Genomic DNA, 14719 nt, shown 5'->3' with positions numbered 1-14719 from the left:
GGCCACCTGCCCGGGCGGGGGGTGGTGATCGCCCAAACCACCCCCCCCCCGGGCCCGGGCCGCGCCCCCGTATCCCACCGGGCAGCGCGGCCGTCTACGTGGCGTTGAGCGTCGCACCGCTCGTCTCACGGTCCCCGGCACCGCGGTTCGGGGGCTGGTCGTCGAAGACGGTGAGCAGGGTTTTGAGGTGATCGGCCTCCGGAGTGCCGAGGTCGGTGTAGAGGGCCAGGGCGCGCTGGTAGTGGGCCTGCGCGGGGGCGAGGTCACCGAGGACGTGGTGAGCGTGGGCGAGGCCGGTGTGGGCGCGGGCCTGCTGGTCGAGATCACCGATGTCGGTGGCGACGGTGAGTGCGGCCGCGTGGTGGGCGAGGGCGTCGCCGGGTCGTCTCCCGCTGCGAGCGGCCTCACCGAGGCCGTTGAGCACCCAGGCTTCGTGCGGTCGTTCCCCTGTCTCCCGGACGATGGCCAGAGCCGACAGGTGGTACTGGGTGGCTTGGCCGGGCTGACCGAGGTGGACGTACAGGGTGCCCAGGCCGTCCAGCACGTTGGCCTCGCTGGCCTGGTCGCCGATCTGCCGGAACAGCGCCAGGGCCTGGTGGAGGTGGTCCGCGGCCTGCTCGTACCGGCCCAGGCGCACCTCGACCTCGCCGAGGTCGCTCAGCGCCAGGGCGACACCCGCCTGGTCGCCGATCTGCCGGAACAGTGCCAGCGCCTGCTCGTGGTGCTCGGCCGCGGGGTGGCAGCGGCCGAGCCGCCGTTCGACGATGCCGGAGTTGGTCAGCGCCCTGGCCATGCCCGCCAGGTCCCGGGCCTGCCGGAACAGCGCCAGGGCCTGCTCGTAGTGGCCGGCGGCGCGCCGGTAGCGGCCCATCGCCTCCGCGACGATGCCGAGGTTGCCGTGCGCGCGGGCCAGGTCGACCGGGTCGCCGATCTGCCGGAACAGGTGCAGGGCCTGCCGGAGGTGGTCGGTGGCACGCTCGTGCTGACCCAGCCGGCTGTGGGTGACGCCGAGGTTCACCAGCGCGTGGGCTCGTGCGGTCTGGTTGCCGGTGTGGTGGGCGGCCTGGTGCGCGTGGGCGTGGATGGACAGGGCGTCGGAGTGGTAGCCGCCGGCGAGGTAGCGGAACAGGGTGGAGGACAGCTGGATGGCGTGGGTGGGCCAGCCGTGGGCGGCGGTGTGGGACGCGACGGCGACCAGGGTGGGCCGCTCGATGTCCAGCCAGGCACGGGCGGCGCCCACCCCGCCCAGGGCCGGGACGGGCGTGCCGGGCGCCGGGATGTGCGGTCGGCGGTCGGTTTCGCCCGGGTGAATGGTGTCCATCGCACCGGCGGCGGCAGCCAGGTAGTAGTCGAACAGGCGGGTCAGGGCGGCGCGGCGGGCCGGGGGTGGATCCTCGTCGCCGGCGCGCCCGGCGGCGTGGGCGCGGACGAGGTCGTGCAACGAGTACCGGCTGGAGCTGGCCTGTTGCACCAGGTGGTCGCGGTACAGGCGATCCAGGTGCGTGCGGGCCGTGAGCAGGTCGGTGCCGGTCAGGGCGGCGGCCGCGTAGGCGTCGAGATCCTGGCCGGGGTGCAGCGCGGCCATCCGCAGCAGCCGCCTCTGGCCGGCGGGTAGCTGCCGGTAGGACACGTCGAGCGCGAGCTGGACGCCGGTGTCCAGGTGGTGGGAGTCGTGGCGTTCGTCGAGCCGGTCGGCGTGGTCGGTCAGGGTCCAGCCGGCGGTCTCGCGGATGTGTCCGGCGACCAGCCCGAGCGCGAGGGGGAGGTGGCCGCAGCGGCCGGCGATGCGGGCCGCCGCGTCCGGGTCCGCGCCGGCGGGAACGCCGGGTGCGGCGCCGGTGAGAAAACGCAGCGCCTCGCCGGAGGTGAACACGTCCAGCTCCAGGTGTGCGGCGACGTGGAGTGCGGTGAGGCTGTGCCTGCTGGTGACCAGCACCGGACAGCCTCGGGTGGCGGCCAGCAGAGGCCTCACCTGGCCGGCGTCGGCGGCGTTGTCCAGCAGGACCAGCGTGCGGGTACCGGCCAGCAGGCCGCGGTAGGCGTCGGCACGACCGGGCAGGTCGTGGGGGATCTGCTGGCCCGGCATCCCGAGCAGCCGCAGGAAGCCCTCGAGCACGGCGGCCGGATCGGCCGGCGGCTGGGTCGCGTCGGGGTGGAACCCGCGCAGGTTGACGAACAGCACCCGGTCGAACAGCTGCTCCCGGGCGAGCCCGTGTGCGGTGTGGACGGCCAGCTTGGTCTTGCCGACCCCCGCCATCCCGGAGATCACCACCGCGCCACCGTCCAGGCCGGCGTGACGCAGCGCGTGCCGGAGCCGGTCCAGCTCGGCCGACCGGCCGGTGAACCCCGCCAGATCAGGTGGCAGCCGGTCCTGGACGCGGACCTGCGCCGCCGCCTCGGTCTCGCCGGCGACGACTCGCAGCGCCTGTCGCCACAGCGTCACGTACCCCGCGTCCGGGTGCAACGCCGCCACCACCGCCACGACGAGGTCGGTGTTCAGCCGCCGCCGGCCGTTGCGGAAGCAGTCCACGACCGTGGTCCTTCTCGCCAGCTCGCTCGCGGGCCGGCCGGCTGTCCGCCAGGCCGTGTTGATGCGGTCGGTGATCGTGTCGAAGGACGGGCCTCCTGCCCACACCTTCAGCAACCGCAGCCTTTCGACCAGTTCGTCCAGCGTGCCGGCACCGCCGGGATCCGGCGGCAGGGCGAACCCCTGGCCCCTCCGCGATGCGCACATCACCCCTCCAGGCATTCCCTCCCCAGCAACGCCTGTGCCCAGTTAACGCGCGCGGCGCGACGTTGGCCGGGACATTCGGCCACGATCGGCCGTTCGGCAGCAGGCCGGGGCGTGCCAACAGAGGGCCGGGGCATTCGGATTCGTTCGGAATCGCGGTGCCGGCGCCGGCACCGGGCAACGCTGGCGGCGAACCGAGAGGGGGTGACACCACATGAACGTTCTTCGTCTCCAGACCCTTGAGCCGCAGGCCCCGAGCGTCGGCCTGCTGGGCAACAGCTGCACGAGCAGCATCACCGGCAACTGCTGCAACGGCGCCCAGAACTGACCGCCGCCTGGGTGGGGGACGAGGCCCGTCCCCCACCCGGACCGCCTCTTCAGCGCACGAGTTCCAGCCGGTCTCTCGCCGCACGAGCCTCCGGCCGCGCCACCTGCCGCACCTCTCCCGACCCATGACCGGAGTGCCTGACCATGCGCAAAGAACGATGGATCGACCGCTTCTTCTTCGCGTGGAACGACACGCTGTCCTACGACCCGCTCGAAGTCTGCTACCGGCCGAAGGACGACCACTTCCTCGCGACCCTCGACGAGGAGACGCAGGCCAGGTTCGTCCGGTTCGGGCTGTGGTGGAACTACCGGCACAACCCGGCACTGCCGTCGCAGGGCTGGAAGATCCACGTGTCCGCCACCCGGCGCAACCTGCGTCACGTCGCCGCCGTGGTCATCGACCACCTCCTCACGCGCGACATCGACTTCAAGATCGCGCTCGACGCCACCGTCTTCGAGCTGTTCAACTCCAAGACCATGTCCCGGGGCAGCAGCGGCAAGCTCATCACGGTCTACCCGGGCGACGAGGACGAGTTCCGGGCCGTCATCGCCGACCTGGCCGGCGTCCTCGGTGACGCGGAGGGCGCCTACGTGCTCTCGGACCTGCGCTACCGCGACAGCAAGGCGCTGTACTTCCGGTACGGCCAGCTGCTCGACACCCACACCGTCGACGCCATGGGGCTGAAGGTCCCGATCATCACCGGTCCGGACGGGCCGGTCTCCGACGAGCGGCAACCGGCGTTCGCACAGCCCGCGTGGGTGCCCTGGCCGTTCGACGACTGGAAGCCCGACCCAGACCAGGACGATCTCGGCCTGCTGGGTGGACGGTTCCGGGTCACCGACGCCCTGCAGTTCTCCAACAGCGGTGGCGTGTACCTCGCCGAGGACACCGCGGACGGCGACCGCGTCGTCGTGCTCAAGGAGGCTCGCCCGCACACCAATCCCAACCTCCGCCGTGATTACGACGCGGTGGACGTCCTGGCCCGTGAGTGGACGTTCCTGCACCGCCTCGCCGACACCGGCCGCTTCCCCGCTCCCGTCGCGACGTTCCAGCACTGGGAACACCACTTCATCGCCGAGGAGCACATCGAGGGCGCCGACATCCGGACGATCATGTTCGACCACAACCCGCTCGTGCAGCCGCGGTTCGACGCCGCGCAGTCGCGCCACTTCCTGCGAGTGTTCCTCGCCGTCTTCCGCAGCCTGACCCGGGCGATCGCCGACGCGCACCAGCGGGAGATCATCCTGGGTGACCTCACCGCGACGAACCTGCTGATCGACCCGGACACCTTCGCGGTCAGGGTCATCGACCTGGAAGCCTGCCGGTTGGCCGACTCCGCCGTGTCGGAGCCGGACCTCCAGAGCAGTGTCGAGCTCTACACGCAGGGCTTCAGCCACTCGCGGCGCGTCGCCGGCGCGTCCACGCCGGAGGGAGACCTGTACAGCCTGGCGGCGATCATGGCGTACCTGGTCTTCCCGATCGCCGCGATGTCGTATCTGCGCGACGACGTCTTCGACCTGTACCGGGTCTACCTCGACCGGCTCGGCTGGCCGGTGCGGATCCACGAGTTGATCACGGGTCTGGCGCAGGCCCGGATCTCGCTCACCGATGTCCTCGACGCACTGCGGGACGAGGAGGACCTGGTCGCCCAGGTCGAGCTGCCGCCGCACCCGTCCGCGGCCCCGCCGGCGGCCGCGTGCACCGAGGTGGCGGCCGGTCTCGCCGGGTTCATCACGGCCGTCGCCGACCCGGACCGCGCGACGTTGTTCCCGGTGGATCCCTTCGCGCACCTCACCAACCCGTTGAGCCTCGGCTTCGGCGCGACCGGCGTGCTGTGGGCGCTCGACACCTCGGGCGTCGAGGTCAGGACCGAGTGGCTGCAGTGGCTGGACGACCGGCTGTCGAACCTCGACGAGGCGGAGTACCCGGCAGGGCTGATGAACGGGCTCGCCGGCATCGCGTGGGCCGGCGACGGGCTGGGACTGCACGCCGCGGCGCGGGACCTGCTCGCCGAGGCCAATCGGCGCGTGTCGCGCGAGGACGACTACACCTTCTACTACGGCCTGGCCGGCCTGGGTATGACCAACCTGCACTTCCACCGGCTCCACCGAGCCCCCGCAGACCTCGCCGCGGCGCGGCGGTGCGCCGACGCGTTGTGCGACACGGCCCAGCGCGACGGACGCGGGGTCTGCTGGCTGAACACCTTCGTCAAGGAGAAGCCGTTCACGGGGCTCGGGTTCGGTCAGGCCGGCGTGGCACTGTTCCTGCTGCGGATCTACCAGGCGACCGGGGAAGAGCGCTACTTCGAACTCGGGCAGCTGGCGCTCGCCTGGGAGATGGACAACGCCGTGCCCTGGGACGTCGACTCGGCGACCTTCGACTACGAGGGCACCCGCCTGCCCTACGTCGAGGTGGGGGCGGCCGGCGTCGCGAAGGTTCTGCTCCGCTACGGCGACGTGGACGCGGCACGCACCCTGCTGCGCGGGATGGCCGTCGAACACACCGCAATGCCCGCCTACGCGTTCGGCATGTCCGGGATCGCCGACGCGATGCTGGACGCCGCCGAGATCCTCGGCGAGCCCGCCTACCGCGACACGGCCCTGCGTCAGCTGGAGTACGTCCGGAAGGTGTTCCTGTTCGAGCCGCCCGAGCGGTTCGCCGTGCCGCGGGTGAACGGTGTCCGGCCGTTGGCCATGCCGGGCGAAGGCCTGCTGCGCTGCAGCTGCGACCTCATGACCGGATCGGCGGGTGTGCTGCGGGTGTTCCACCGGGTGACCGCCGGCGGCGGTGCGGACTTCCTGCTCGACGAGGTGCGCGGATGACCGAACTGTGGCGCGTCCTGCACGGGTACCGGCTCCGCTTCACCACGATCGTCGCCCTGGAGGCGGCCGTCAGCGGCACCGAGGCCCTTGTCCACCCGTTGCTGGTCAAGGCGTTGTTCGACCAGGCGATCCTGGCCGCCGACTTCGGCAGGTTCCTGGTCCTCGGCCTCGCCTACCTGGGGCTCGGGCTCACGCTCAACCTCGGTTCCTACTGGATCTCCTGGTGGCGCCGGAGGTTCGAGAACGCGGTGGTGCTGGACCTGGAGATGGAGCTGCTCGGCCGCGCGCTGGACCAGGACGGCCGGCAGATCTCGGCGGCCGGGAACGCCTCCTATGTCAGCCGCATCCACGACGACGTCCGGGAAGGCGTGCTGCCGGCCATCGACCTGACCGTCCAGGTCGCCAGACAGGCGCTCGCCTCGGTGGCCTTCGTCGCTGTGCTGCTGTACCTGTCGTGGCAGGCCAGTCTCGTGCTCCTGCTGGTCGTTCCGCCCATGGTCGTGGTCAGCAACCGCATCGCCAGGAGGATCGCGGAGAACACCGAGCCGGAGCGGGAAGCCGACGCGCGGTACCGCAACACGCTGACCCGGACCCTGGAGGCGTTCCGCGCGCTGCGCGGCATGCCGTTGTCGCGCCCCGGCACCGAGTCGGTCAACGCGCAGGCCCTGCGAGGATTTCTGGAGATCACGTTCGCCAACGACCGGCTGCGCGTGAAGCAACGCACGGTCAGCGACCTGGTGATGAACCTCTGCGACACCGCCTCCCTGATCACCGGGGCGCTCCTCGTGTTCGCCGGCCGGATGTCGTTCGGCAGCTTCCTCGCCTTCGTCAACTCGTTGTGGCGGGCCGTCACCGGGATGGTGAGCCTCATCGACCTGGTGCCGCAGCTGCGCCGCAGCGGCGCCGTGCTCCGCCGGATCCGAGGCCTGCGGGAAAGCCGCCCGGCGCCGTACCACCGTCAGGGCGACCGGGTGGCGGTGCACCGGATCCGGGTCGCGTACGCGAACGGCGCCCCCGTCTCGATCGACCACTTCGAGCTGGGCACGGCGGAGCGCGTGCTGCTGCGGGGCCCCAACGGCTGCGGCAAGACGACGCTCCTGCACGTCATCTCCGGGCTGGTCGCCCCGGACGCGGGACTGGTCACCACGCCACCCAGGATCGCCTGTCTGACCGCTCCGGTCGAGCTGCCGCCGTTGCCGGTGGGCACGCTGGTCGGCGACGAGGGGCTGCGCGCGGCGCTGGGCCTGGACGACCTGGTCGAGCATTTGCCGTCGGAGTTGTCGTCGGGCCAGCGGCAGCGGGTCGGTGTCGCCGCGCTGCTGTGCGAGGACGCGGACGGCTACCTGGTCGACGAGCCGTTCGCCAACCTCGACGCGAGCGGGCGCCGGCTGGTGCTCGACGCGTTGGAGACGCGGACCCGCGGTCGCGGACTCCTCGTGGTGCACCACGGTGACGATGATCTCGACGGCTGGTTCGACCGGGTGGTGACGCTGTCGGAGGCGGACGTCGCCATGGCGCCCGGCCGGCGCTGATCACGAGGAGGAGAGGTGCGGATCGTCCACCACTTCCGGCCGGTCTCGCCGAGCGTTCAGATCGGGTCTTCACCGGGGTGACGACGTTCGAACGCCTCAGGGCCTTCGGGTCCGATCCGCACCAGTCCGAGCGGCGCCCATGAGGTCGATGCTGTGGAGTTCGTGGACGAACGTCGCCAGGCCGGTTCCGAAGGCGGCCCAGTCCTGGACGGTCTTCGAGGAGACTTCGGTCCCGTCGATCCAGCGGTAGATCGACCAGGGGGCAGCGGGAACCCGGGGCCGGCGTGGACCGGTTCCGGGTTCTCGTGCCGCAGTGCTGCCACGCCGCGGTGATGACTTTCAAGCGGCACAGGACCTCAGCGGCCGCGGATCAGTCCGGACGCGCCGCCAAGTAGGTGTCGCGTTCCGCGGCGGTCAGCTGCCGGGTGAGGTGCCGGTCGGCGTAGGCGAGCACCTCGCCGACCGGCCCGCACACGTCGCAGCGCCAGGTCCGGACCGTGCCGTCGTCGTGCGCGGTGGCCAGCCTGCCGTCGGGGGACCAGGCGACGGACTCCACCGAGGCGCGGAATCCCTGCAGCAGCAGAGAGCTCCTGGTGCCGTCGAGTTTCCAGAGCCGCACGGTCGCGTCGTTGCCGCTGCTGGCGAGGGTGCCGCCGTCGCCTTTGAACGCGACACTCCACACCACGCCCTGATGACCGTGCAGCACAACGGGCTCAGCGGTACCGGTGAGGTCCCACACGCGGATCGTGCCGTCGTTCCCGCCGCTGGCAAGGCGGTCGCTGCCCGGACTGAACGCCAGTGTCCACACGAGACCGCTGTGGCCGCGGAACGCGCGCGGAGCCTGCTGCGGCCGCTGGAGGTCCCAGACCAGCACCGTGCCGCCGGAGCCGGCACCTGCCACGTAGCGGCCGTCCGGACTCCACGCGACCACCGTCAACGGGCCCTGGCCGCCCGGCAGGTCCGCCGGCTCGGCGACGCCGGTGGCGGGATTCCAGATGCGGAGGAAGTCCTTGTTGCTCGCCACGGCGAGCCGTTGGCCGTTCGGGCTGAACGCGGCACGCCACGCCTGGCCCGTGGAGGACAGGACCACCGGTGTGCCACCACGTTTCACCGGCTGGACCCGCACGGCGCCACCGGCGGCGACGGACGCCACCTGCTGCCCGTCCTGGCTGAGGACCACCTGCAGCAGCGGACCGTCCTGCCCCGGCAGCACGACCGGCTCGCTGTCACCGCCCGTGCTCCAGATCCGCACGGTGCCGTCGTCGCCGGCGCTGACCAGGCTGCGGCCGTCCGGCCCGAACACGGCGGACGTCACCGCTCCTCGATGCCCGCGCAGCACCGTCGCGTCAGCGACCTCGTCGACGTCCCACATCCGCGCGGTGCCGTCGTCGCTGGCGCTGGCGATCTGCCGTCCGTCGGGGCTGAAGGCCGCGGCCCAGACGGTGCCGTGGTGTCCTCGCAGCACCAACGGGCGCGCATGGCCTTCCGCGTTCCACACGCGCACGGTGCCATCGTTGCCAGTGCTGGCGATCCAGTGGCCGTCGTCGCTGTACGTGCTGCTCTCCGCGGTGCCGTCGTGGGTGCCGAGCACCACCGAGCCAGGTGAGCCGTCCGTGTCCCACACCCGTACCGTGCCATCGGTGCTCGCCGTGGTCAGATGCCGGCCGTCCGGGCTGAACACGACGGACTCGACCGAGTTCTCGTGACCGCGCAACACGACTGGCTCACCGCCGTCGAACGACCAGATCCGCACGGTGTTGTCGCCGCCGCTGCTGGCGAGACGCCGCCCGTCCGGGCTGAACGCCACGCCGAGCACGCGCTCCTCGTGGCCGCGCAGCACCAGCGGGTCGCCGCCGTCGAGCGGCCAGACGCGGACGGTCCCGTCCTGGCCCGCGCTCGCGAGCCGGTGGCCGTCCGGGCTGAACGCGACGGTCCACACCTTGCCCTCGTGCCCGCGCAGCACGACCGGGGTGGTGCTCGACCGCCAGTTCCACACCGTCACCGTGCCATCGGCACCGGCCGCGGCGATCCGGCTCCCGTCCCGGCTGAACACCGGGGTCCAGACCTCGCCCTGGCGCCCGGTCAGCACCACCGGGTCCGTTGTGGACAGACGGCCGCGATCACACCGCCACACCCGCACCACGCCGTCGGCGCCGCTGGTGGCCAGGTGTTGCCCGTCCGGGCTGAACGCCACCCCGGTGACCTTGCCCTCGTGGGCGGGAACGACCGCGCGGAGGTGTGAAGCGGCGGCGGCCTGGCGCACCATCGCCTCGCTGTCCGGGTTGGCGTCGGTGCGGTACGCCTCCTCCGCGAGCAGCAGGCCGAGTTCCGGGTCGAGCTGCAGCTGGGTGGCGGCGTTGGCGACCAGCTGACGGCTGAACGCGAGCCGGCTTTCCGCAGTGGCCCGGTGCGCCGCCACCCGGGCGAACACCGCGAGAACCGTGACCACGGCGGTCACCGACACGAGGGTTCCGATGAGCACCCGGTTACGTCTTCGCCGGGCGAGGGTGCCGCGTTCCTCCGCACGAACACCGGCCGCGAGGAAGTCGCGTTCGGCGTCGTTGAGCCGGTCGACCGGCCGTTGCCGCCACTCCGCCAGCTGCGTGCCCCGGTAGAGCATCGCCTCGTCACGCCCGTGGCGTTCCCACTCGGCGACGGTGTCGGTGAGCCTGCGGTGCGCCGCCAGGATCTCGCGGTCCTCGTCCAGCCAGCCGCGCAGCCGCGGCCAGGAGCGGATCAGCGCCTCGTGGGCCACCTCCGCGGTGTTCTCGTCCACGGTCACCAGACGGGCCGCGGTGAGCCGGGCCAGCACCGCGGCCACGGCGTCCGCGTCGGAACCGCCGAGCAGCTCGTGGTGGCTGACCCGCCGGCGGGTGTCCTCGGTGCCCTCGCCGAGCGCGGTCAGCCGGGTGAGCACGTTCCGGACGATCCGCTGCCCGTCGGCGTCGAGCTCGTCGTACACCTGGTCGGCCGTGCGCGCGATCGCCCCGTGCACGCCGCCCGTCCGCTGGTACGCGGCCAAGGTGAGCACGTCACCGCTGCGGCGCTTCCAGGTCTCCAGCAGCGCGTGGGAGATCAGCGGCAGGGCGCCCGGCTCGCACCGGGTGTCCGCGATGATCGTTTCCACCAGCGCCTTCTCCACGCTGAGCCCGGCGCGCACCGCCGGTTCGCGGATCACGCACCGCAGTTCGTCGTCCTGCAGCGGACCGACCAGCACCTGCCGGTCCCGCAGTGCGGCCACCAACGCCGGATGGCGAGCGCACCGGGCGTAGAAGTCCGCGCGTGCGCCCAGGACCACCCGCGCGTCATCACGTGCCGCCACGGCGAGCAGGCAGTCGATGAAGCCCGCCCGTTCCCGCTCGTCGTCGCACAGCGTGAAAACCTCCTCGAACTGGTCGACCACCAGCACCAGACGCGCCTGCGGCGGCCGCGTCGCCAACACCTGCTCCACCAGCACGCCGACCGCGGCCGGCCGATCCGCCAGCTGCCCGGCGACCGGTAGCGCCGAGATCGCGCAGAGGTTCGCCAGCTGGACGGCCAGCTGCTCGAACGGACGCCGGCCGGGCGTGCACAGCGCGGTCAGCCACTGTTCGGCCCCGGTGACGTCACCCCGTCCGAGAGCGGGCAGCAGACCGGCCCGCAACAACGACGACTTCCCGCACCCGGACGCACCGAAAACAGCGACAAACGAATCCCGTCGAATGCGCGTGCATAATTCTCCGATCAGCTCGTCACGACCGAAGAAACGATCAGTGTCGGTCGGCTGGAATGTCATCAATCCCAGGTACGGGGCATCGGCCGGGTCCTCACCGCCACCGTCCGGCGCCAACTCGTCCGCCACGGCCTGCCACCGCGCCTGCCACGCGGACTGGTCACCGCCGCACGCCTCGACGTAGGCCAGGGTGACCGCCAGCGACGGGAAAGACCTGCCACCAGCCGCTTCGGACAACGTGGTGACCGAGTAGTGCGCACGCTTGGCCAGCTCCCGGTAACTCGGCGTGCCCACCGACTCGCGCAACCGGCGCAGCTCGAACGCGAACCGCTGCACCGATCCCTGTTCCGGGTCCAGAAAACGCTCACGTCTGCCCACGACGTACTTCCTCCGCCCCCCGAACAATCCCGTATTTCGACTGTACGGCAGCCCGGTTTTGTTTGTCCGGCACCGAATCGTGCTGCCGGACAACAACGGGCGGCCTATACCGGTGATGCGGTGACGAGCAACGCGAAGGGGAGACGTCAATGCTGTCGACGACATTGCACAACCACGGCCGGAAGGTCCTGGCGGTGCTGGGGGCCGTACCACTGCTGCTGGCGATGGCCGTGCAGGCCCAGGCCGGCCCGGTCACGCCCACCAGCCTCGCCGGCTGCTCGGCGCACTACGCCAACACCGCCGCCTGGATGGACTGCACGGGCGGGTCGGAGAAGAGCTGGGTGCGCCTGGGCTACAACTGCGGAATCCCGCCGATCACGCGCGATCACCACACGAAGTGGTACTCGCTGGACCCGTGGGCGTCGATCACGGTGTCGGCCGAGTGCAACGTGCGGGTGAACGGCGCCTGGGCGAACATCCGCAAGTACTGAGTCCGTGAACGTGCGGACCTGCGGCACGCCGCCGGTCCGCCGCTGCGCCGACGGGCAGAGGGGGTCTGCCCGTCGGCGCCCCGTCGCCGGAAGGCTTCTTCCGCACGCGGTCGGAGAACATGATCCGGCCCGACCGGCCGATGTCGGCTCTCGTCGGTCACCGCCACGCGGACGGGTGAGCGCCACCAATGCCGCCCGTGTCCTGTCGGTGGTGTCGGGCCTGGCGCCACCACACGGCTGTTCCGATGCCGAGGGCGACCGTGCCGATGACGACCGCGGTGACTGCCGGGTCGTAGTGCGATCCGTTGTTCGGGAAGAGCGTGTAGCTGACGTTGCTCATGGCATGGAACACCACCGCGCCGAACACGCTGCCGGTGCGCGCGTACAACCAGACCATGATCACTCGCAGTGCCACGATGGACAGGCCGTGCCAGGCGATCCAGCCGGCCGAGCGGTGGGCCTGGACCAGGGGAACGACGTGCCAGGACGCCCACACCAGCCCGAGCAGCAGGCCCGCGGTCAGCACGTTGTGGCGGCGCAGCAGTGGATCGGTGGCGTAGGCGGTCCACCCTCCCTCCTCACCAACCGCCGCGACGAAGTAGAGGGCGAACAGCAGCGGCGCGGTGAGCAGCGGAACCTCTGCCTCGGGGAGCGGGCGGCCGGTCAGGCGCATCACCCAGTAGCTGACGAACAGAACCGCCGGCATGAGCAGCACGATCGGCACGTACCAGCCCTTCGGCCGCAGCTCACGGTGATCGAACACGCGCCGCCAGAGCCCGCGGATGCCACCTGCTTCACGGCCGCGGGCGGTGAGGAGCATGGCGGCGACGATCGGGCACACGGCTGCCAGTGCGCTGATGGGCAGGCGCATCGGCGCCCACACCGGAGCGTCACCGATGATCGCGCCGGCCAGCCAGATCGGAACGGAGAGGGCGAACGTCCACGCGAAGAACTTCGCCGGCGACCTGACCGGCGGCACCTTCACGGCCAGTCGCCGATCCGTCGTCCGATCAGCACTTCCGGCAGGAGGTAGGCGTGGACCGCCTCACCTTCGTGAGCCGGAAGACCGTGGCCCTCCACGGCGGCGATCTGGCCGGGTTCGAGCAGCCCGAGCTCGCCGTGCACGGTGACCGACCGCGCTGCCGCGCCGCTGCCGGTCAGATCGTCCACCTGGAACGCGCCCACGGTGCGGCCGTACCGGACGACCCCGGCCGCGGTCGCCGGATCGAGGCTGAAGACGATCAACCCGCGGTGCAGCAGGAAAGGCACGGGATGTGCCAGGGGCATCGCGTTGCGGGTGTAGAGCACACGACCGACACGCGCGGTCCTGAGCACCTCCCAGCACTCGGCCTCCGAGAGCTCGACCCCGGTCTTCGTCAACATCGCCGCTCCCTCCCTGAGTTCGATGGGCGCATGGCAAGCATGACCCTGTTCACCGCGCGGCAACGGAGGACAAGGCCCTCGTCCCACCGGGCTGATCGTCAGGCAGGTCCCGAGGCGGGTCCGTCCTGGCCGGGTCGTGGAACGCGTGACCGTTCACGTCTCCGAGCAACTCCGGCGCGAGGACCTTCGAAAGCGATCAGGCTCCACCAGTCGCGGACACGTCGTTGGTGATCCCGAACCGCCGGGCCCGGCGAGAACCCCGGACGGCCTGCGTCACATCGGGGACCAGCTGCGCGCACCGGCGGCAGCTCCTGTCAGAACGGTTCCGGCTGACCCGATCGATCACTCCACAATGGACTCGGTCGTCCTCGTGGAGGTCTTGTGAAGGTTTCGCCCCGGCCTCCTCTGCCGGTGGCATGCTCGGGTGCATGAGACATGGGGGCGAGGTTCTTGCCGCAGCAGCCGTTCTGGCCGGCCTGGTCGCGAGCGGCCCGGCCGTGCGGGCGTCAGCGGATCCCGGTTGTGCCGCGGGAGTGCTGTTCACCTCGAACTACACCGAGGCGGCGTCGGGGTTGCGCGTGATGTCCGTCGAGGTCGCCAACTGCGGTGCGGAAGCGTTGCAGCTCAACGGGTATCCGCAGGTGAGCCTGTTCGGCGGTGATGGGCGGCCGCTGGACGTCGCGATCCTCGAAGGCACCGGCGGCATCACGGTCCTCGACGGTTTCAACGACCCGCCGCAGCCGATCACGGTGCGGCCGGGGGAGACTGCCGGCAGCGCGTTCGTGTGGCGCAACACGAACACGTCGCTGGAGCCGCCGCAGATCGCGACGCACGTCGAACTGGCGACCGCTCCGGGCGCCGTTCAGCAACCGCTGGTCGCCGTGTCACCGCAGCGGAGCATCCACATCGACCTGGGCAGCACGGGACGGATGGGCGTTCGCGCCTGGTACCGCTGAGCGGCTTGCCAGAGGTCTTGTCCGCAACCCGCCTGCCGGGCAGTTATGTGGATGAAGGGCGCCTTCCTCCACCTGGTGTGGAAGAAGGCGCCCTTCATCCACAACACCTTCCGGCGCTGCGGCGTTTCCGCGTTCTGCTGGCCGCACGTCGACCACCGCGCTCCTGGGCTTCACGTTCGTCGCGCTGCTCGGCGTCATGACCCGTCACCGGGCAGCGCGTGCTCATGGCGCTGGGGCTTCGTGGATGCTCGCCCAGGTCACGTGTCGTCTTGTGCCCCGGAGTCCCCATCAGCCAAGCGTTCCGAGCTGGTCCGTCGATGAGCAGCCATCTCGGCGAACCCCGCTGTTGATCAGCGGGGTTCGCCCAACACGTGCCCGCAGCCGGT

At 71.3% G+C, this 14719-nt stretch carries 9 protein-coding genes; 5 read left to right on the top strand and 4 right to left on the bottom strand.

Annotated elements, in window-relative coordinates:
- Nucleotides 1–94 precede the first annotated feature (94 nt).
- Nucleotides 95–2734, bottom strand: coding sequence for a tetratricopeptide repeat protein (locus ABZV40_RS44925; protein WP_355456200.1), 2640 nt, complete (start codon nucleotides 2732–2734; stop codon nucleotides 95–97).
- A 211-nt stretch (nucleotides 2735–2945) separates the two neighbouring features.
- On the opposite strand from ABZV40_RS44925, the gene ABZV40_RS44920 reads away from it, so the two are divergent.
- From ABZV40_RS44920 to ABZV40_RS44910, 3 genes are all read left to right on the top strand, one after another.
- A complete protein-coding gene (locus tag ABZV40_RS44920; RefSeq protein WP_355456198.1) occupies nucleotides 2946–3059 on the top strand; it encodes a class III lanthipeptide in 114 nt (37 codons plus the stop codon).
- Between the two features lie 143 nt (nucleotides 3060–3202).
- Nucleotides 3203–5881 (top strand): class III lanthionine synthetase LanKC, encoded by a 2679-nt coding sequence (gene lanKC, locus ABZV40_RS44915; protein ID WP_355456196.1) that lies wholly within the window; start codon nucleotides 3203–3205, stop codon nucleotides 5879–5881.
- Entirely contained in the window at nucleotides 5878–7413 is a 1536-nt protein-coding gene (locus ABZV40_RS44910; protein WP_355456194.1) for an ABC transporter ATP-binding protein, read from the top strand. The genes lanKC and ABZV40_RS44910 overlap by 4 nt, the downstream gene beginning before the upstream one ends.
- A 370-nt stretch (nucleotides 7414–7783) precedes the next feature.
- On the opposite strand, the gene ABZV40_RS44905 is transcribed toward ABZV40_RS44910, so the two are convergent.
- Complete coding sequence (locus ABZV40_RS44905) at nucleotides 7784–11503, bottom strand: hypothetical protein (protein WP_355456192.1); 3720 nt, start codon at nucleotides 11501–11503, stop codon at nucleotides 7784–7786.
- A gap of 149 nt (nucleotides 11504–11652) precedes the next feature.
- Between ABZV40_RS44905 and ABZV40_RS44900 the strand changes: the two genes are divergently transcribed.
- A complete protein-coding gene (locus ABZV40_RS44900; RefSeq protein WP_355456190.1) occupies nucleotides 11653–11994 on the top strand; it encodes a hypothetical protein in 342 nt (113 codons plus the stop codon).
- 157 nt (nucleotides 11995–12151) lie between these two features.
- Here the strand turns inward: ABZV40_RS44900 and ABZV40_RS44895 are convergent, their stop codons facing one another.
- Nucleotides 12152–12979 carry a type II CAAX endopeptidase family protein gene (locus tag ABZV40_RS44895; protein ID WP_355456188.1) on the bottom strand — a complete coding sequence of 276 codons (828 nt, stop codon included), beginning with the start codon at nucleotides 12977–12979 and terminating at the stop codon, nucleotides 12152–12154.
- Nucleotides 12976–13377, bottom strand: coding sequence for a pyridoxamine 5'-phosphate oxidase family protein (locus tag ABZV40_RS44890; protein ID WP_355456186.1), 402 nt, complete (start codon nucleotides 13375–13377; stop codon nucleotides 12976–12978). Before ABZV40_RS44890 ends, ABZV40_RS44895 begins: the two co-directional genes overlap by 4 nt.
- A 428-nt stretch (nucleotides 13378–13805) precedes the next feature.
- Here ABZV40_RS44890 and ABZV40_RS44885 point away from each other — a divergent pair, with 428 nt between their 5' ends.
- Nucleotides 13806–14333 carry a DUF4232 domain-containing protein gene (locus ABZV40_RS44885; protein WP_355456184.1) on the top strand — a complete coding sequence of 176 codons (528 nt, stop codon included), beginning with the start codon at nucleotides 13806–13808 and terminating at the stop codon, nucleotides 14331–14333.
- The last annotated feature ends 386 nt before the right edge of the window (nucleotides 14334–14719 follow it).

Source organism: Lentzea sp. NPDC004782 (assembly GCF_040609115.1).
GTDB lineage: Bacteria > Actinomycetota > Actinomycetes > Mycobacteriales > Pseudonocardiaceae > Lentzea.
The sequence above is the reverse complement of the archived record's forward strand: the minus strand, read 5'-3'. Positions and strand labels throughout refer to the sequence as shown.

Bases quoted from the DNA above. Each gene is read 5' to 3' on its own strand.
- ABZV40_RS44885 (WP_355456184.1), top strand. From the start codon at position 13,806: ATGAGACATGGGGGCGAGGTTCTTGCCGCAGCAGCCGTTCTGGCCGGC.
- ABZV40_RS44925 (WP_355456200.1), bottom strand. From the start codon at position 2,734: ATGTGCGCATCGCGGAGGGGCCAGGGGTTCGCCCTGCCGCCGGATCCC.
- ABZV40_RS44920 (WP_355456198.1), top strand. From the start codon at position 2,946: ATGAACGTTCTTCGTCTCCAGACCCTTGAGCCGCAGGCCCCGAGCGTC.
- ABZV40_RS44890 (WP_355456186.1), bottom strand. From the start codon at position 13,377: ATGTTGACGAAGACCGGGGTCGAGCTCTCGGAGGCCGAGTGCTGGGAG.
- ABZV40_RS44910 (WP_355456194.1), top strand. From the start codon at position 5,878: ATGACCGAACTGTGGCGCGTCCTGCACGGGTACCGGCTCCGCTTCACC.
- lanKC (WP_355456196.1), top strand. From the start codon at position 3,203: ATGCGCAAAGAACGATGGATCGACCGCTTCTTCTTCGCGTGGAACGAC.
- ABZV40_RS44900 (WP_355456190.1), top strand. From the start codon at position 11,653: ATGCTGTCGACGACATTGCACAACCACGGCCGGAAGGTCCTGGCGGTG.